Origin of the sequence: Thermomonas paludicola, assembly GCF_024498955.1 — a bacterium.
Taxonomy (GTDB): domain Bacteria; phylum Pseudomonadota; class Gammaproteobacteria; order Xanthomonadales; family Xanthomonadaceae; genus Thermomonas; species Thermomonas paludicola.
Genome location: NZ_CP093311.1, coordinates 684,943 through 702,271 on the forward strand (window position 1 = coordinate 684,943; position 17,329 = coordinate 702,271).

General features: G+C 67.8%; 20 protein-coding genes. 14 read left to right on the plus strand and 6 right to left on the minus strand.

The window, feature by feature from the left end; all coding sequences use genetic code 11:
- The first annotated feature begins 101 nt into the window (after positions 1-101).
- From pyrG to truD, 7 genes are read left to right on the plus strand one after another with little or no spacing between them, the layout of a single operon-like run.
- Positions 102-1,766 carry a CTP synthase gene (pyrG, locus tag LIW09_RS03300; protein ID WP_256646546.1) on the plus strand — a complete coding sequence of 555 codons (1,665 nt, stop codon included), beginning with the start codon at positions 102-104 and terminating at the stop codon, positions 1,764-1,766.
- Positions 1,767-1,774: 8 nt separating this feature from the next.
- Positions 1,775-2,608 (plus strand): 3-deoxy-8-phosphooctulonate synthase, encoded by an 834-nt coding sequence (gene kdsA / locus LIW09_RS03305; protein ID WP_256646547.1) that lies wholly within the window; start codon positions 1,775-1,777, stop codon positions 2,606-2,608.
- 28 nt (positions 2,609-2,636) lie between these two features.
- The gene (gene eno, locus LIW09_RS03310; protein ID WP_256646548.1) at positions 2,637-3,929 is read left to right on the plus strand and encodes a phosphopyruvate hydratase; all 1,293 of its coding nucleotides are present in this window, start codon (positions 2,637-2,639) and stop codon (positions 3,927-3,929) included.
- A 16-nt stretch (positions 3,930-3,945) separates the two neighbouring features.
- A complete protein-coding gene (gene ftsB / locus LIW09_RS03315; RefSeq protein ID WP_256646550.1) occupies positions 3,946-4,299 on the plus strand; it encodes a cell division protein FtsB in 354 nt (117 codons plus the stop codon).
- Positions 4,296-4,982, plus strand: a complete 687-nt coding sequence (ispD, locus tag LIW09_RS03320; protein WP_256646551.1) for a 2-C-methyl-D-erythritol 4-phosphate cytidylyltransferase — start codon at positions 4,296-4,298, stop codon at positions 4,980-4,982. The genes ftsB and ispD overlap by 4 nt, the downstream gene beginning before the upstream one ends.
- Positions 4,979-5,458 carry a 2-C-methyl-D-erythritol 2,4-cyclodiphosphate synthase gene (gene ispF / locus LIW09_RS03325; RefSeq protein WP_256646552.1) on the plus strand — a complete coding sequence of 160 codons (480 nt, stop codon included), beginning with the start codon at positions 4,979-4,981 and terminating at the stop codon, positions 5,456-5,458. The genes ispD and ispF overlap by 4 nt, the downstream gene beginning before the upstream one ends.
- On the plus strand, positions 5,455-6,486 hold the full coding sequence (gene truD, locus LIW09_RS03330) for a tRNA pseudouridine(13) synthase TruD (RefSeq protein WP_256646553.1): 1,032 nt from the start codon (positions 5,455-5,457) through the stop codon (positions 6,484-6,486). The genes ispF and truD overlap by 4 nt, the downstream gene beginning before the upstream one ends.
- A 44-nt stretch (positions 6,487-6,530) precedes the next feature.
- On the opposite strand, the gene LIW09_RS03335 is transcribed toward truD, so the two are convergent.
- A complete protein-coding gene (locus LIW09_RS03335) occupies positions 6,531-7,097 on the minus strand; it encodes a Smr/MutS family protein (protein WP_256646554.1) in 567 nt (188 codons plus the stop codon).
- Positions 7,098-7,168: 71 nt separating this feature from the next.
- On the opposite strand from LIW09_RS03335, the gene surE reads away from it, so the two are divergent.
- From surE to LIW09_RS03355, 4 genes are read left to right on the plus strand one after another with little or no spacing between them, the layout of a single operon-like run.
- Complete coding sequence (gene surE, locus LIW09_RS03340; RefSeq protein WP_256646555.1) at positions 7,169-7,957, plus strand: 5'/3'-nucleotidase SurE; 789 nt, start codon at positions 7,169-7,171, stop codon at positions 7,955-7,957.
- Positions 7,954-8,634, plus strand: coding sequence for a protein-L-isoaspartate(D-aspartate) O-methyltransferase (locus LIW09_RS03345; protein ID WP_256646556.1), 681 nt, complete (start codon positions 7,954-7,956; stop codon positions 8,632-8,634). The genes surE and LIW09_RS03345 overlap by 4 nt, the downstream gene beginning before the upstream one ends.
- Positions 8,631-9,245 (plus strand): YqaA family protein, encoded by a 615-nt coding sequence (locus LIW09_RS03350; RefSeq protein WP_256646557.1) that lies wholly within the window; start codon positions 8,631-8,633, stop codon positions 9,243-9,245. The genes LIW09_RS03345 and LIW09_RS03350 overlap by 4 nt, the downstream gene beginning before the upstream one ends.
- Positions 9,245-10,033, plus strand: a complete 789-nt coding sequence (locus LIW09_RS03355) for a peptidoglycan DD-metalloendopeptidase family protein (RefSeq protein ID WP_425507925.1) — start codon at positions 9,245-9,247, stop codon at positions 10,031-10,033. The genes LIW09_RS03350 and LIW09_RS03355 overlap by 1 nt, the downstream gene beginning before the upstream one ends.
- 16 nt (positions 10,034-10,049) lie before the next feature.
- On the opposite strand, the gene LIW09_RS03360 is transcribed toward LIW09_RS03355, so the two are convergent.
- From LIW09_RS03360 to purM, 3 genes are read right to left on the minus strand one after another with little or no spacing between them, the layout of a single operon-like run.
- Positions 10,050-10,721, minus strand: coding sequence for a DUF3108 domain-containing protein (locus LIW09_RS03360; RefSeq protein ID WP_256646559.1), 672 nt, complete (start codon positions 10,719-10,721; stop codon positions 10,050-10,052).
- Between the two features lie 37 nt (positions 10,722-10,758).
- Positions 10,759-11,403 (minus strand): phosphoribosylglycinamide formyltransferase, encoded by a 645-nt coding sequence (purN, locus tag LIW09_RS03365; RefSeq protein WP_256646560.1) that lies wholly within the window; start codon positions 11,401-11,403, stop codon positions 10,759-10,761.
- Positions 11,404-11,426: 23 nt separating this feature from the next.
- The gene (gene purM, locus LIW09_RS03370) at positions 11,427-12,476 is read right to left on the minus strand and encodes a phosphoribosylformylglycinamidine cyclo-ligase (RefSeq protein ID WP_256646561.1); all 1,050 of its coding nucleotides are present in this window, start codon (positions 12,474-12,476) and stop codon (positions 11,427-11,429) included.
- A 124-nt stretch (positions 12,477-12,600) separates the two neighbouring features.
- On the opposite strand from purM, the gene LIW09_RS03375 reads away from it, so the two are divergent.
- From LIW09_RS03375 to hda, 3 genes are read left to right on the plus strand one after another with little or no spacing between them, the layout of a single operon-like run.
- A complete protein-coding gene (locus tag LIW09_RS03375; RefSeq protein ID WP_425507909.1) occupies positions 12,601-13,707 on the plus strand; it encodes a DUF2066 domain-containing protein in 1,107 nt (368 codons plus the stop codon).
- Between the two features lie 3 nt (positions 13,708-13,710).
- A complete protein-coding gene (locus LIW09_RS03380) occupies positions 13,711-14,874 on the plus strand; it encodes an AI-2E family transporter (protein ID WP_256646563.1) in 1,164 nt (387 codons plus the stop codon).
- The gene (gene hda, locus LIW09_RS03385; RefSeq protein WP_256646564.1) at positions 14,852-15,577 is read left to right on the plus strand and encodes a DnaA regulatory inactivator Hda; all 726 of its coding nucleotides are present in this window, start codon (positions 14,852-14,854) and stop codon (positions 15,575-15,577) included. The genes LIW09_RS03380 and hda overlap by 23 nt, the downstream gene beginning before the upstream one ends.
- On the opposite strand, the gene murU is transcribed toward hda, so the two are convergent.
- A complete protein-coding gene (gene murU / locus LIW09_RS03390) occupies positions 15,556-16,287 on the minus strand; it encodes an N-acetylmuramate alpha-1-phosphate uridylyltransferase MurU (RefSeq protein ID WP_256646565.1) in 732 nt (243 codons plus the stop codon). The two genes, hda and murU, sit on opposite strands and share 22 nt — an antisense overlap.
- Positions 16,284-17,291 (minus strand): aminoglycoside phosphotransferase family protein, encoded by a 1,008-nt coding sequence (locus tag LIW09_RS03395; RefSeq protein ID WP_256646566.1) that lies wholly within the window; start codon positions 17,289-17,291, stop codon positions 16,284-16,286. The genes murU and LIW09_RS03395 overlap by 4 nt, the downstream gene beginning before the upstream one ends.
- Positions 17,292-17,329: the final 38 nt, after the last annotated feature.

The window sequence follows — 17,329 nt, forward strand, 5'->3', positions numbered from 1 at the left end:
GATTCGCGTTTCCCTTTCGGATCAACAAGTTCCGCGTCAAGGTCGTGCAAGGGAGGGGGTCTTGCCGCTAGAATGCCGGTTTCCAGCGCCGCGCTGCCGACATGACCTCCCCCGATTCCCATACGCCCCTTCTTTTCGTAACCGGGGGCGTCGTGTCCTCGCTTGGCAAGGGCATTGCCGCCGCTTCGCTTGCCGCCATCCTTGAAGCCCGTGGCCTGAAGGTCACGATGATGAAGCTGGATCCCTACCTCAACGTCGACCCGGGCACCATGAGCCCGTTCCAGCACGGCGAGGTCTACGTCACCGACGATGGCGCCGAGACCGATCTGGATCTCGGACATTACGAGCGCTTCGTCAACACCCGCCTGTCCGGGCGCAACTCCATCACCACCGGCAAGATTTACGAAGCGGTGATCCGCAAGGAACGTCGCGGCGACTACCTCGGCGGCACCGTGCAGGTGATCCCGCACGTCACCGACCAGATCAAGCACTGCATCGATGCGGCGACCGCCGGCTTCGACGTGGGCATCGTGGAGATTGGCGGCACCGTGGGCGACATCGAATCGCTGCCATTCCTGGAAGCCATTCGCCAGCTGCGCATCGAGCGCGGTGCCGACAAGGCGATGTTCATGCACCTGACGCTGGTGCCGTTCATTGCTGCCGCGGGCGAGCTGAAGACCAAGCCCACCCAGCATTCGGTGAAGGAATTGCGCGGCATCGGCATCCAGCCGGACGTGCTGATGTGCCGCAGCGAACGGCCGCTGCCGGACGGCGAGCGCCGCAAGATCGCGCTGTTCACCAATGTCCCCGAGAAGGCGGTGATTTCCGCCATCGACATGGACAACATCCACAAGATCCCGCGCTGGCTGCATGCGCAGCATCTGGATCAACTGGTGGTGGAGCAACTGCATCTGGGCCGGGCGCACGAAGCCGATCTGTCGGAATGGGATGCGGTGGTCGATGCGGCCGAACATCCGGGGGACGAAGTGACCATCGCCGTGGTCGGCAAGTACGTCGATCACCGGGATGCGTACAAGTCGGTGGGCGAGGCGCTCAAGCACGGCGGCCTGCGCCAGCGCACGCGGGTCAACCTGAAGTGGCTGGAAGCCGAGGACGTGGAGCGCGCGGGCGCGGCTGGCTTGCTGGCCGACGTCGATGGCGTGCTGGTGCCGGGCGGGTTTGGTGATCGCGGTTTCGAAGGCAAGGTGCTGACCTCGAAATATGCGCGTGAAAGCGGGTTGCCGTATTTCGGCATCTGCTACGGCATGCAGGCGGCGGTGGTCGATGTGGCGCGCAACATGGCCGGGCTGGCGGGCGCCAACAGCACCGAAAACGACAAGAGCGCGGCGCACCCGGTGATTGGCTTGATCACCGAATGGCGTACCCAGAGCGGTGAAGTGGAGCGGCGCAGCGATGCCTCCGACCTCGGCGGTACCATGCGCCTGGGCCTGCAGGAGCAGCGGGTCAAGCCGGATACGCTGGCGCACCGCCTGTATGGCAAGGACGTGGTCGGCGAGCGCCACCGTCACCGCTACGAATTCAACAACCGCTATCGCACCCAGCTGGAAGATGCCGGGCTGGTGATTTCGGCCAAGTCGATGGATGACCTGCTGGTGGAGATGATCGAAATGCCGCAGGACGCGCATCCCTGGTTCCTGGCCTGCCAGGCGCACCCCGAGTTCCTGTCCACGCCGCGCAGCGGGCATCCGCTGTTCATCGGCTTCATCCGCGCCGCACGCGATCGCAAGGCGACCCAGAAAAAGTGAGTACACCCATGAAGCTCTGTGGATTCGAGGTTGGTCTCGACCGGCCGCTGTTCCTGATCGCCGGCCCCTGCGTGGTGGAGAGCGAGCAATTGCAGCTCGACGTGGCCGGGCGGCTGAAGGAGATCACCGGCCGCCTGGGCATCAACTTCATCTTCAAGTCCAGCTTCGACAAGGCCAACCGAACCTCGATCAAGAGCTTCAGGGGCCCCGGCATGGAAGAAGGGCTGCGCGTGCTGGCCGAGGTCAAGCGGCAGATCGGCGTGCCGGTGCTGACCGACGTGCACGAATACACGCCGATGGATGAAGTGGCCTCGGTGGTCGATGTGCTGCAGACGCCGGCGTTCCTGGTCCGGCAAACCGATTTCATCACCAAGGTGTGCGCCACCGGCAAGCCGGTCAACATCAAGAAAGGCCAGTTCCTGTCGCCGTGGGACATGAAGCCGGTGGTGGAGAAAGCCAAAGCCGCCGGCAACCAGCAGATCATGGTCTGCGAACGCGGCGCGAGCTTTGGTTACAACAACCTGGTGTCGGACATGCGCTCGCTGTCGGTGATGCGCGAGACCGGCTGCCCGGTGGTGTTCGACGCCACCCATTCGGTGCAGTTGCCGGGCGGGCAGGGAAACACCAGCGGCGGCCAGCGCGAATTCGTGCCGGTGCTGGCGCGCGCCGCGGTTGCGGTGGGGGTGGCCGGCGTCTTCATGGAAACCCATCCCGACCCGAGCAAGGCGCTGTCCGATGGCCCCAACGCCTGGCCGTTGGACAAGATGGAAGCCCTGCTGTCCACCCTGCTGGAACTGGATGCCGTCGCCAAGCGCGGCGGTTTTCTGGAAAACTCACTCTGAACCCCCCCCCACTTGCGACGATCCCACGATGACCACGATCACCCATGTCCATGCCCGCGAAATCCTCGACAGCCGCGGCAATCCCACGCTGGAGGCCGAGGTTGCGCTGGCCGATGGCTCGCTGGGTCGCGCCGCCGTGCCGTCGGGCGCGTCCACCGGCAGCAAGGAGGCGGTGGAACTGCGCGATGGCGACAAGACCCGCTATCTGGGCAAGGGCGTGCGGAAAGCCGTGGGCAACGTCAATGGCGTCATCGCCACCGCGCTGCGCGGCGTGGATGCACAGGATCAGGCCGGGCTGGACAAGCGCCTGATCGACCTCGACGGCACCGAGAACAAGGGCCGGCTGGGTGCCAATGCGCTGCTGGGCGTGTCGCTGGCCGCTGCCCACGCGATGGCGGCATCGAAGAAGCAGGCCCTGTGGCAATACCTGGCCGGCATGACCGGCACCACGCCCGCGTTGCCGGTGCCGATGATGAACATCATCAACGGCGGCGCGCATGCCGACAACAACGTCGACCTGCAGGAGTTCATGGTGCTGCCGGTCGGCTTCGATTCGTTCTCCGAAGCGCTGCGCAGCGGCACCGAGATCTTCCACGCGCTGAAGTCGGTGCTGAAGGCGCGCGGCCTGTCCACCGCAGTCGGCGATGAAGGTGGTTTTGCGCCTGACCTGCGCAGCAATGAAGAAGCGCTGGAAACCATTCTCGAGGCCATCGGCAAGGCCGGCTACAAGGCCGGCGAGGACGTGCTGCTGGGCCTGGATTGCGCAGCCACGGAGTTTTTCGAAAACGGCAAGTACAACCTCACCGGCGAGGGCAAGCGGCTGACGTCGGAGCAGTTTGTCGAGTTCCTCGCCAATTGGTCGGCGCAGTACCCGATCATCACCATCGAAGACGGAATGGCCGAAGACGATTGGGAGGGCTGGAAACTGCTCACCGAGCGGCTTGGCAACAAGGTGCAGCTGGTCGGCGACGATCTGTTCGTCACCAACCCGCGCATCTTCAAGGATGGCATCAGTCGCGGCGTGGCCAATGCCATCCTGATCAAGGTCAACCAGATCGGCACCTTGTCGGAAACACTGGAGGCCATCGCGATGGCCGACGCGGCGAACTACGCGGCCATCGTCTCGCACCGCTCCGGCGAAACCGAGGACACCACGATTGCCGATATCGCCGTGGCGACCACCGCGACCCAGATCAAGACCGGCTCGCTGTGCCGCAGCGACCGCGTGGCCAAGTACAACCAGTTGCTGCGCATCGAACAACAGTTGGGCAGCGTGGCTCGCTACGCCGGGCGCGACGCCTTCGTTTCGCTGAAGCGCTGAGCCGGGACGTCGTCTGGTGAAGCCGCTGCATGCCCTGCTGCTGCTCTTGCTGCTGTTGTTGGCCGCGCTGCAGTCCAAGCTGTGGTACGGCAGCGGCGGCCAGCGTGAAGTGGCGGCACTGCGGGTGCAGGTGGCCGCCCAGCGCGGTGAGAACCAGAAATTGCAGGCGCGCAATGATGCGCTTGTTGCCGAAGTCGCAGACCTCAAGGCCGGCGGCGAGGCGGTGGAAGAGCGCGCCCGCAGCGAGCTGGGCATGGTCAAGCCGGGCGAGACCTTCTACCGGGTCATCGACGGTGCCGCGATGCCGCCGTCCCGGCCTGCCAAACCTGCCGGTTCCGTGGAGCAGGCCACCGACACCCCCGACCCATGAGCTGGGCGCTGGTGCCGGCTGCCGGCAGCGGGCGCCGCTTCGGCGGCGATGTCCCCAAGCAATATCTGCGTGTGGGCGGCATGCCGCTGATCGAACACGCCCTGCGCGCGCTGTTGGCCTATCCGGGGATTGACGGCGTGGTGGTGGCGCTGGCTGCAGGCGATGCACATTGGCCTGGCTGGTCCAGCCTGCACGGCAAGCCGGTGCGCACCTGCGTGGGTGGCGGCGAGCGCGCGGATTCGGTGCTGGCTGCGCTGCGCGCGCTGCCGGATGGCGTGGCCGACGATGAACTGTTGCTGGTGCACGATGCGGCGCGGCCGAACCTGCAGGCGAGCGACATTGGCAAGCTGATCGCTGCCGCGATGGCCTGCGCGGATGGCGCGATCCTTGCCGCGCCGGTGCGCGACACGCTCAAACGCGCCGATCCCGATGCCCGGATCCAGGTCACGGAGCCGCGCGCAATGCTGTGGCGCGCGCTCACGCCGCAGGCGTTCCGCCGCGACCTGTTGCAACGCGCGCTGGCATCCGCACAGGCTGCGGGCGTGGCGGTTACTGACGAAGCGATGGCGGTCGAACGGCTGGGCCTGCACCCGCTGCTGGTGGAAGGCCGCGAAGACAACCTGAAAATCACCACGCCGGCCGATCTGGCATTGGCCGAGTTTTTGTTGCAAGGGCGCACATGAACATCCGGATTGGGCAAGGGTTCGACGTGCACGCGTTTGGCGAGGGCGACCATGTGATGCTGGGCGGCGTGCGCGTGCCGCACCCGCGCGGCGTGCTGGCGCACAGCGATGGTGACGTGGCGCTGCACGCGCTGTGCGACGCAATCCTCGGTGCGCTGGCGCTGGGCGACATCGGCGTGCATTTTCCGCCGTCGGATCCGCGCTGGAAGGGCGCCGACAGCCGTGCCTTCGTTCGCCACTGCAGTGCGCTGATTCGCGAGCGCGGCTGGCGGGTGGGCAACTGCGACGTCACCGTGGTCTGCGAGTTGCCGAAGGTCGGTCCGCATGCGCAGGCGATGCGCGAGCGGATCGCCGCCGACCTCGGCATCGACGTAGACGCGGTGAGCGTGAAGGCGACCACCAGCGAGACGCTTGGCTTCACCGGTCGCGGCGAAGGCATCGCGGCGCAGGCGGCGTGCCTGCTGGTGCGGGCGTGACCGAGCCCGCCCGCGCGCACGGCGCCCCCGTGCTGTCTGCGCGCATCCGCAGCAGCCAGGAGGACTTCTTCGTCGAGGAACTGCCGGGTTTCGAAGCCAGCGGTGCTGGCGAACACCTGCTGCTGACGGTCGAGAAGCGCGGCATGAATACCGCGTTCGCCGCGAAGACCATCGCGCAGTGGGCCGGCGTCGACGAATCGGCGATTGGCTATGCGGGGATGAAGGACCGCCATGCGATCACCCGGCAGCGGTTTTCGGTGTGGCTGCCGAAAAAAATCGCGCCCGACATCGACGCATTGCAATCGGATGCGTTGCGGGTGCTAGGGCATGCCTGGCATTCGCGCAAGCTGCCGCGCGGCGCGTTGGCCGGCAATCGTTTCGTGCTGGTGCTGCGGGATGTGGCGGGCGCGCGTGGCGCGATCGAAGCGCGGCTTGCGGCAATCGCCGCCAACGGCGTGCCCAATTACTTCGGCGAACAGCGTTTCGGTCGCGGCGGCGGCAACGTGCAGCAGGCGGTGGCGATGTTTGCCGGCCGCCGGGTGAAGCGCGAGGAGCGCACGATGCTGCTGTCGGCGGCGCGTTCGGAACTGTTCAATCGGGTGCTGTCCGCGCGCGTCGAGGCAGGTCGTTGGAATGCGGCGCTGGAAGGCGAGGTGTGGATGCTGGACGGCAGCCGCAGCGTGTTCGGGCCCGAAGCGATGACGCCGGAACTGCAGGCGCGGCTGGAGGCGTTCGACATCCACCCCAGCGGGCCGCTGTGGGGCGAGGGCGAACTGCGCAGCGCCGATGCGGCGCGCGAGCTGGAGTTGGCGGCGCTGGCTGGTGACACTGCTTCGCGCCTGCGCACCGGGCTGGAGCGCGCCGGCCTGAAGCAGGAACGCCGCGCGCTGCGCCTGCGGCCGGCGGAGCTGGCGTGGACATGGCGCGACGACGGCGCGCTGGAACTGCGCTTCGCGCTGCCGCCCGGCTGCTATGCGACGACCGTCCTGCGCGAGCTGGGCGATATCGTGGACGCGGCAGCGCAATGAGATCGTCCTCCCTTTCGCCGCAGGCGAAGGGCAGGGGAGTGGCGTCAGTGCTTTTCCAGCAGCACCAGCACCGCGCCGGTGCCGCCCTGCGCCGGCGGCGGCGAATGGAAGGCCAGCACGTCTGCGCGTTGGCGCAGGATGCGGTCCACCAGGTTCTTCAGCACCGGCAGGCGCTCTTCGGAATTGCGACCCTTGCCGTGCACGATCCGCACGCAGCCCAGCCCATGGCTGCGGCAATCGCGCAGGAACTCGCGCAGCAGGGCTTCTGCATTGCTCGCGGGCAACCCGTGCAGGTCCAGTTCTTCCTGCGCCGCATACTCGCCGCGCGCAAGTTTTTTCAACACGCGCGGGGTGACATGCTCGCGTCGGTAGCTGAGTGCATCGCCGGCCTCCAGTGCCGACGCCAGCACGTGCCGGAATTCGAGGCGGGCGGCGTCTTCATCGCGACGCGCCATCTTTGCGGAGGGTCGCGGCTTGGGGGCGGCAGGCGGCGGCGCGGCGTCCGGCAGCACACGCACCTGGCCTGCGTCGGCGCCGATGGCGGCGCGGAACAGGCTGGCGTCGTCGCGGTCGTCCTGCTCGGGTGGAAGGTCGGGCGGTGCCTTGCGCATCGGCTCAGGTTACCGCGAAGCGCTGGTGGCATCCGGTATCATGGCCGCATGCACAATGTTCCGATGCCGTGATGCGGGTCCTGGTCAGCAACGACGACGGCGTCGACGCCCCCGGCATCCACGCGCTGGTCAAGGGCTTGCGCGATGCCGGCCACGACGTGGTGATGGTGGCCCCCGACCGCGACCGCAGCGGCGCCAGCAATTCGCTGACGCTGGACGCGCCGATCCGCGTGGTGCAATTGGATGCGCGCAGCTGGAAGGCGTATGGCACGCCCACCGACTGCGTGCACGTGGCGGTCACCGGCATGCTGGACGCGCTGGGGCTGGCACCGGACATCGTGGTATCCGGCATCAACAACGTCGCCAACCTCGGCGACGACGTGATCTATTCCGGCACCGTGGCGGCGGCGATGGAAGGCCGTTTCCTCGGCCTGCCGGCGGTGGCGATGTCGCTGGTGACCGAGGCCCATCAGGGCAAGCACTACGAAAGCGCGGCGCGCGCGGCGGTGGAGATCGTCGAGCGTCTGCGCCGCGATCCGCTGCCGGCGTCCACCATCCTCAACGTCAACGTGCCGGATCTGCCGTGGGACGAGATCCGCGGCTTCGAGACCGTCCGCCTGGGTCATCGCCACCGTGCCGAGCCGTGCACGCCGCAGGAAGATCCGCGCGGCCGCCAGTGGTGGTGGATCGGCGCGGCCGGCGACGAGCAGGACGCCGGGCCCGGCACCGATTTCCACGCGGTGCGCAGCGGGCATATCGCCATCACCCCGATCCACGTGGACCTGACCCGCTTCCAGGCGCTGGAGCAGGTGGCCAGTTGGGTGGGCGGCTTGGCGGCTTCACTGGGGGCGCGGCCGTGATCGCGCGCCTGCGCCTGCAGCCCGCCGACGTGGGCATGGGCTTGACCGGTCAGCGCGTGCGCGACCGGTTGATTGAGGACTTGCGCGCGGGCGGCATCCAGGACGAGCGCGTGCTCAACGCGATCCGCACGGTGCCGCGCCACCAGTTCGTGGACGAGGCGCTGGCCTCGCGCGCCTATGAGAACAACGCCCTGCCGATCGGGCATGGGCAGACCATCTCGCAGCCCTTCGTGGTGGCGAAGATGACCGAGGCGCTGCTGCGCGACGGCCCCAAGAAGGTGCTCGAAGTCGGTACCGGCTCCGGTTACCAGGCCGCGGTGCTGGCCGCGCTGGGGCTCGAGGTCTTCACCGTCGAGCGCATCGGCGACCTGCTGCGCACCGCGCGCAAGCGCTTCCGCAGCCTGGGCCTGCACGTGCGCAGCAAGCACGACGACGGCCGCATCGGCTGGCCGGAAGAAGCGCCCTTCGACGGCATCATCGTCACTGCGGCCGGCGCCGCACTGGTGGATGCGCTGATCGACCAGCTCGCGCCGGGGGGCACCTTGGTGGCACCCGTGGGCGCGGCCACCGGGCAGACGCTGCTGTGCCTGCACAAGCAAGCAGATGGCAGCATCGTGCAGGAAGAATTGGGCGCGGTGGTGTTCGTGCCGCTGTTATCGGGGTTGACCGACCAATGAAACTGTTTGGCCCGCTCTACCAACGCGCGTTGGCGTGGTCGCGGCATCCGAAGGCGCCGGCGCTGCTGGGCGGCTTGAGCTTTGCCGAAGCCATCGTGTTCCCGGTGATGCCGGAAGTGATGCTGGCGCCGATGTGCCTGGCGCAGCCGCGTCGCGGGTTCTGGTTCGCTGCCATCAGCCTGCTGTTCTCGCTGCTGGGCGCGGTGGTGGGGTATCTGCTGGGGCATTACGCCTATGAACTGGTCAAGCCTGCGCTGGCAACGCTGGGCTGGCTGGACAAGATCGATGCGCAGGTCATGTATCTGCGCGAGGTGACCGCGCTGTCGCCGTGGAAAGCGTTTTGGCTGCTGGTCATTGGCGGGTTTGCGCCGATCCCGTTGAAGATATTCACCTGGGCCAGCGGCATCGTGGGCGTGCCGATGTTGCCGTTCCTGGCGGCGATGCTGATCGGACGCGGCAAGCGCGTGTTCCTGCTGGCGCTTGCGATCCGGCTTGGCGGCGAGCGCGCTGAACGTGCACTGCATCGCTGGATCGAGCACCTGGGTTGGGGCATGTTGCTGCTGCTGGCCGGCTTGCTCGGTTGGTTCCTGTTGCACGGACATGCGGCATGATGGGCGGCATGCACCTGCATCGGATGCTCCTTGCCGTCGTCATCCTCGGCCTGCTTGGTTGCGGGCACAGCCGCGTGGTCCGTCAGGCAAGGCCGTCGCGCGCGGTGGGTCATGCGGCGCAGCCACCGGTGCAAGTATCGCAACCGAAGTACGGCGCCGTCGCCGAGGTGCAGCGCGGGCAAACGGTCTATCGCATCGCCACCGAGAACGGCATCACCGCGCTCGACCTGGCACTGTGGAACGACATCCCGCCGCCGTACACCATCTATCCGGGGCAGCGGCTGCGCCTGTATCCCACCGATCGCAACCCACCATCCGCGCACGTCGATGTCGCGAAAGCGCCGGCCCCGATCGGCCAGCGCGCAACGCCCTCCACGCCGGCGCCGGCGCAACCACCGGCGCTGCCGGTGACCAGCAATCTTGCCTGGCGCTGGCCCGCCGATGGCGCCGTGGTCGCCACCTTTGCGGCGGGCGATCCCACTCGCCAAGGCATCGACATCGCGGGCAACGGCGGGCAACCGGTACGCGCGGCGGCCGATGGCGTGGTGGTGTATTCCGGCTCAGGGCTGGTGGGGTATGGCGAGCTGGTCATCGTCAAGCACAACGACCAATGGCTGTCGGCTTACGGGCACAACCGCGCGCGCCTGGTGAATGAAGGCGCGCTGGTCAAGGCGGGGCAGCAGATCGCGGAAATGGGGCGCAGCGGCGCAGCGCGCGACATGCTGCATTTCGAGATCCGCTACAGCGGCAAGCCGGTGGATCCGCTGGGCTATCTGCCGAAGAAGTAGGCAGACGCCGGTGCGTTCAGTGCACCGACACCAGCGTCAATTCCAGATCGTCGCGGCCGTCCTTGCGTTGCAGGATGCGCGCCGGCGTCGGCAGGCCTTCCACGATCCAGACGATCACCTGCTTGTCGTCGCTGCTGCGCGCGACCTTGGTGGCGCTGCGCGGCTTGCCGTCCACCATGACCGTGTCGCGGCCCAGGTTCTGGTAGGTCTGCGTGTGCGCCACGCCGTTGTCCACCAGCCGATAGTTCAGCGGCTTGCCTGCCGCCACGTCGCGGACGATGGCGAGGTTGAGCAGCATGCCGTCCAGGTCGCCGTCCTGCAGCTTGACCGGGCCCACCCGATCCGGCTTCACGTCGCCGCTCCAGCGGGCTTCGTGCTGGGCCCAGTCATAGGTGGCGTTCTTGCGCGATTTCTTGAACAGCAGCTGCGTGGTATCCACCCCCGACAGCGGGCGGAACGTGCCGTTGCGTTCTTCAAACACCGTGGACTGGCGGGCGCTGCCCAGCTGGTTGTCGATGCTCAGCTCGTAATTCCAGCGGTTGCCGCTGGCCTGGCTCAAGGTAATCCGGGCGCTGGCCTGCACGCCTTTCCAGCTGGCGTTGTAGTCGGCGGCGAACGGCTGGATTGCCCATGCCGGGGCAACTGCCAGAAGCAGGGCAAAAAGACTGGTGCTGCGAAACAGGGTCATTTCATGTCGTCCTGTGGCGCGCCCGGGGCGCGGGCCATCATGTCGGGTTCAACGGTAGTGGAAGCGGGGTGTACAGGCGCTGACCATCCACCAGTGCATGGCCGGCGGATTCCGCCAGCCGGCCAGCGGTGGCCAGTCCCAGGACGTGCAGCAGCAGCGGGTGTTCGACCGTCAGGACGCGCGCCGCCAGTGCGTCGGCATCGTCCGTGGGCTCTACCGCAATCCGGGCCTGCGCGATCACCGCGCCGGCGTCCAGTTCGGGCACCACGAAGTGCACGCTGGCGCCGTGCCAGGCGTCGCCGGCCTCCAGCGCGCGCTGGTGGGTGTGCAGGCCCTTGTACTTTGGCAGCAGGGAGGGGTGGATGTTGAGCACGCGGCCGTGGAAGCGCTGCACGAACGCGGCGCCGAGGATGCGCATGTAGCCGACGCAGACGACCCAGTCCGGGGCCGATGCCGCCACTGCATCCGCCAGCGCCGCATCGAATGCCGCGCGGTTGGCGAATGACTTGGGCGTGCGCGACCAGCGCAGCGCCTCGGGCACGCGCTGCAATGCCTGCGCGTCGGGCCTGTCGGAGAACACGCCGACTACCCGCGCATCCAGCGTGCCGGCGGCGATCGCGTCGAGGATGGCCTGCAGGTTGCTGCCGCGCCCGGAGGCGAGAATGGCGAGACGGATGGTCATGGGAAGGGTGCCTGCGTTCGGCATCAACCGATGCGCAGCCGCTCGCCGTCGCCTGCCGGGGTGACCTGGCCGATCTGCCAGTGCGCAAGGCCAAGCCGATCCAGATCGGCACCGATGGCGGCCACGTCGCCGGGCGCGGCCATCAGCACGAAGCCGATGCCGCAGTTGAAGGTGCGCCACATTTCCTGGCGGGCCACGTTGCCTTCGCGCTGCAGCCACTCGAACACCGTCGGCAGCGGCCAGCTGCTGGTATCGATGTCGAGCCCGAAGCCCGCTGGCACCACGCGGATGATTTTTTCCACCAGCGCGCCGCCGGTGACGTGCGCCATCGCGTGGATGTCGTGACGGGCCAGCAGTTCCAGCACCGGTTTGACATAAATGCGGGTCGGCGCCATCAGCGCATCGGCCAGCGTCACTCCGCCCACGTCCAGCTCCAGCGGATTGCCGGCGCGCGCCAGGATCTTGCGCACCAGCGAATACCCGTTGGAGTGCGGGCCGCTGGAGGCGATGCCGATCAACACATCGCCCGCGCGCACTTTGCTGGAGTCGATCAGCCTGGACTTCTCCACCGCGCCGACGGTGAAGCCGGCGAGATCGTATTCGCCCGGCGGGTACATGTCGGGCATTTCCGCGGTTTCGCCGCCGATCAGCGCGCATCCGGCGATTTCGCAACCCTTGGCGATGCCCGCGACCACGTTGACCGTGGTGTCGACATCCAGCTTGCCGGTGGCGAAATAGTCGAGGAAGAACAGCGGCTCGGCGCCCTGCACCAGCACGTCATTCACGCACATCGCCACCAAATCCTGGCCGATGCTGTCGTGGCGGTTCAGCTGCTTGGCCAGGATGAGCTTGGTGCCGACGCCGTCGGTGCCGGACACCAGCACCGGTTCCCGATAGCGATTGGAGAGGTCGAACAGGCCGCCAAACAGGCCCACGCCGCCCAGCACTTCGGGGCGCATCGTGCGGCGGACCAAGGGTTTGATGCGTTCCACCACCTCGTTGCCGGCGTCGATGTCAACGCCGGCGTCGCGGTAGGTCAGGCCGGTGGGGGCGTGGGGCGTGGATGGCGTCACGGCGGACTCGCGCAGGCGTGTGAATCGTGAATTTTAACAGTCCCGCGCTGCAGACATGGACGTGCCCGCCTGCCTGCGGCACCATTTCCTCAGCGACAGCCGGGAATTCCGGCGAGGAATGGCAATGCAAGCAAGGCCGCAACGGTCAACGACATGGTGGATGGGCCTGCTCTGGGCGGGCCTGTTTCTGCTGGCAGGCACGGCGCAGGCGCAGCGGGTCGAGGGCGATCGCGCCGCAGCGCAGGGGCCCTATGACGCCGAGGTAACGGTGCGCAACCAGACCGATGGCGAGCGCGACAAGGCGTTCGTGCGCGCGCTGGCGCTGGCGCTGGGCAATATCACCGGGGATCGCGGGGTGGCCCAGCGCAGCGGCGTGCGTGAGGAATTGGCCAATGCCAAGGACTACGTGGATGGCTACGACTACCGGCAGGACGAAGGCGTGTCGGCCAGCGGAGCCCCCAGCTTCCAGACCACGCTGGTCGTGCATTTCAAACAGGCCGAAGTGGATGATCTGGTGGCCATGATGGGCCTGCCCAGCTGGCCGCAGCCGCGGCCCAAACCGGTGCTTTGGCTGGGGATCGACGATGGCAGCGGCCCGCGGTTGGTGGGCTTGGGCCAGGTGAACGCGGCGCGATCGGTGCTGGACCAGGCCAAGCTGCGCGGGTTCGCGCTGGGCCTGCCGGCCGGCAATGCCGCCGAGCAGGCGGCGGTGGGCGCCATCTGGCGCGGCGATACGGCGGCGATCGCTGCCCTGTCCAGCCGTTACAGCCCGCCGATCCAGCTGCTGGGCAAGCTGCGTCGCAACGCGGGCGGCTGGCTGGCGGACTGGATGCTGGTGGATGGGGGCAAGGTGCTGGGCAAATGGCAGACCAACAGTCCGGACGCAAGGCGCGCCATGGCTGGCGGTGCCGACGGCGCTGCCGACGCGTTGTTCAAGCGTTACGCCAAGGCCGGCAGCGGTGGCCCGCCCGGCATTTATCGGGTGCGCATCCTCGGCATTCATGATGCGGGGGATTACCTGCGCCTTGCCGGGTATCTGGACGACGTGGCCATCGTCAAGCGCGTGGCGCCGGTGGCGGCGTCGTCCGAGGCGCTGGAGCTGGATTTGGAGCTGGTCAGCGGGATCGCCAACTTCGCCAAATACGTGGATCGCGGCAGCGTGCTGGCGCCGGTCTCCGATGCCGATGCCGGGGCGACGGCGCCCGCCACGTTCCGCCTGGGCGGGGGCTGAGCCATGCATCGCGAGCAGGACCTGGCGACCATCGCCACCTTCTACCGGCGCCTGCAATGGGCCGCGCTGGGGCTGGGCGTGCTGGGGCTGATCTGGTTGCTGGCCCCGATCCTGAGCCCGTTCGCATTTGCCGCGCTGCTGGGCTGGCTGGGCGACCCGCTGGTGGACCGGCTGGAAGCGCGCAAATTCAAGCGCAATACCGCGGTGATCCTGGTGTTCACGGTGATGAGCCTGTGGCTGATCCTGGCCATCATCTTGCTGATCCCGGTGCTGGAGCAGCAGCTGGTGACCCTGGTGGATTCGCTGCCGCACTATCGCGACTGGATCGTCGGCACCGCGCTGCCCTGGCTGGAACATCGAACCGGCTTGCAGATCCTGTCATGGCTGGATCCGGAGCGCCTGTTCACGCTGATCCGCGACCATTGGCAAAGTGCGGGCGGCGCGGCGACTGCGGTGCTGGGCTACGTGTCGCGCTCGGGATTCGCGCTGATGGGCTGGCTGGCCAACATCGTGCTGCTGCCGGTGCTGGCGTTCTTCTTCCTGCGCGACTGGGACCTGATCGTCGGTCGCGTGGGTGCGCTGGTGCCGCGCGATCATTTCGACACCGTGCGCCGGTTGGCGCTGGAGTCGGATGCGGTGCTGGGCGGTTTCCTGCGCGGGCAGCTGTTGGTGATGCTGATCCTGGGTGTGCTGTACGCCGTCGGGCTGTCGATGGTGGGGCTGAATCTCGGCATCCTGATCGGCCTGATTGCCGGCTTGCTGACCTTCGTGCCCTATCTGGGGCCGGCGGCGATCGTGCTGTTCGGCGGCATGGCTGCGCTGGTCCAATTCGGCGACTGGCAGCATCTGGCCGGCGTGGCCGCGGTGTTCACCGTCGGTCAAATCATCGAGAGCTTCATCCTCACGCCGATGCTGGTGGGCGATCGCATCGGCCTGCATCCCATGGCGGTGATCTTTGCGGTGATGGCCGGTGGCACCTTGTTCGGCTTCCTCGGCATGTTGCTGGCGCTGCCGGTGGCTGCGGTGGCGAACGTGCTGTTGCGTTACGCGCAGGATCGCTATCGCAAGAGCCGGCTGTACGCAGGCGATACCCCGGCGATCCTGCTGGATGCGGGGATGGTGGCGGATGCTTCGGCGCCGGACGATGACACGCCTGCCGCAGCCTGAGTTGAACGCCATCGTCCCGCAGCTGCCGTTGGCATTGCGCGCGCCGCCGGATCAACGAATGTCGCTCTATGTCGGCGCGCCCGTGGGGTTGCTGGATCGGTTGCGCGCGCTGGCAACCGGCGCCGCCGGTGGCGGCGTGTATCTGCACGGCGCGCACGCCACCGGGAAAACGCATCTGCTGCTGGCGACCTGCGCAGAGGCGGAATCGGCCGGCCGACGTGCGGTCTATCTGGGGCTGCGTGGACTGCGCGGGCGCGTGCGCGGGGCGGTGGAAGGAATGCATGGCGCCGATCTGCTGGCGCTGGATGACCTGGATGCTGTGAGCGGCAGCCGCGACGACCAGATTGCGCTGTTCGACTTGCACAATCGGTTGCGCGATGGCGGGCGCGACCTGTTGTACGCGGCGGCCGATGCGCCCGATGCGCTGGCGCTGGAATTGCCCGACCTGCGTTCGCGCCTGGCGCAGTGCGCGCGCTGGAGCTTGCCGGTGCTGGATGATGCGGGCCGTGCCGACGTGCTGCGCCAGCGCGCCGACGCGCGCGGGCTGGATTTCGACGCCGCGGCGCTGGACTGGATGCTGCGCCGCTGCAGCCGTGACCTGGGCAGCCTGACCTCGCTGTTCGAGCAGCTCGACCGCGCCTCGCTGGCCGCGCAGCGCCGACTGACCGTGCCGTTTTTGCGTCAGGTGTTGGGCATCGACTGAGCGCGCAGTTGCGCATCCAGCGCGGCCAGCCGCCCCGGCGTGCCGACGTCGGTCCAGTGCCCGCGATGATGGCTGCCGCTGATCGCGCCACGGGCCATGTGCGCGCTCAAGATGGGCGCCAGCGGGAATGCCGGTTTGCCATCGACCAGCGTGGATGAGGGAACCAACCCGCGCCAGCCGTCGAGCAGCTGCGGGCGATACACGCCGATCCCGGAGTACGTGAGCTTGTCGTCGCCGTCGGCGTGCAGCACGCCGGCCTCATCCAGGGCGAAGTCGCCGCGCGTGGCCTGCGGCGGGCGGTCCACCATCACCAGATGGGCAAGGCCGGCGGGGTCGCGCGGCAACTGGGCGAAGTCGTAATCGGTCCATACATCGCCATTGACCAGCAGGAATGCGCAGTTGTCATCGTGCGCATCGGCCAGCAGCGGCAGCGCGTTGAGCATGCCGCCACCGGTTTCCAGCGGCGCCGCCCCTTCGCAAGAGAAATGCAGGCGCAGGCCCCAGTGCGCGCCATCGCCCAGCAGCGCCGGGAACTGCCCGGCCAGCCACGCGGTATTGATCACCACGTCATGGATGCCCAGCGCCGCGAGCTTCTCCAGATGCCAGGCAATCAGCGGCTTGCCGCCGACCTGCAGCAGCGGTTTCGGCGTGTGGTCGGTGAGCGGGCGCATGCGCTGACCGAGCCCGGCGGCGAAAATCAGCGCCTTCATGCGGCCACCCTGGCGAACGCCGGCTTGAGCGTGCGCTCCAGCAGCTCGTGCAGCGGATCGAGTTCGCCGTACTTCGGCACCACCGCGTCGAGATAGGCCAGGAAGCGCGGCGCATCCGCGAGGTAGCGTGGCTTGCCGTCGCGATGATGCAGGCGGGCGAAGATGCCGAGGATCTTCAGGTGCCGCTGCACGCCGCACCAGTCGGCATCGCGCAAGAAGGTGGCAAGTGCCGGCACCGGCAGGGCCGCTTCGACGGCGCGCGCGTGGTAGCGGCGCAGCCAGCCGGCGACACGCGCTTCCGGCCAGCTCAGGAACGCATCGCGCAGCAGGCTGACCGGATCGTAGGCAATCGGCCCCAGCACCATGTCCTGGAAGTCGAGCACCGCCGGGCCATCGGGCACCGGCATCAGGTTGCGCGGCATGAAGTCGCGATGCACGGGGACGCTGGCCTGCCCAAGCGCGTTGCCGATCAGCCGTCGCTGCACCAGCTGCAGGCGCTCGGCATCGGCGCAATCGAGTTCGATGCCAAGGTGACGGCGAATGAACCAATCCTCGAACAGGCCGGCATCGCGCTGCAGCAGTGCTTCGCCAAACACCGGCATGCCCTCGGGTGCGGGCAGCGATTGCAGGCGGATGAGTTGGCCGATGGCGGCCTCCACGTGGGCATCGGCATTGTCGTCATCGATGCACTGCGCCACGGTGGGCCCGCCGAGGTCTTCCAGCAGCAGGAAGCCGGCGTCCACGTCGCGCGCAAGCACCTGCGGCACGCGCACGCCGGCCGTCGCCAGCAGGTCGCGGACTTGCAGCCATGGGCGCACGTCTTCCTTGTCCGGCGGCGAATCCATCACGATCCGCGTGGGGGCCACGCCGACCGTGCGCCAATAGCTGCGGAAGCCGGCATCGGTGGAGGCGCGCTGCAACTGGAGGTTGGTGTCGCCCAGCGCGCTGCGCGCCCAGGTCAGGCGCGGCGATGCGCGGAGGTCGTCGGTTGCGGGTTGGCTCATGTGCGAAGGGTAAACTGCGAACCAGATTGCAGCGAGGT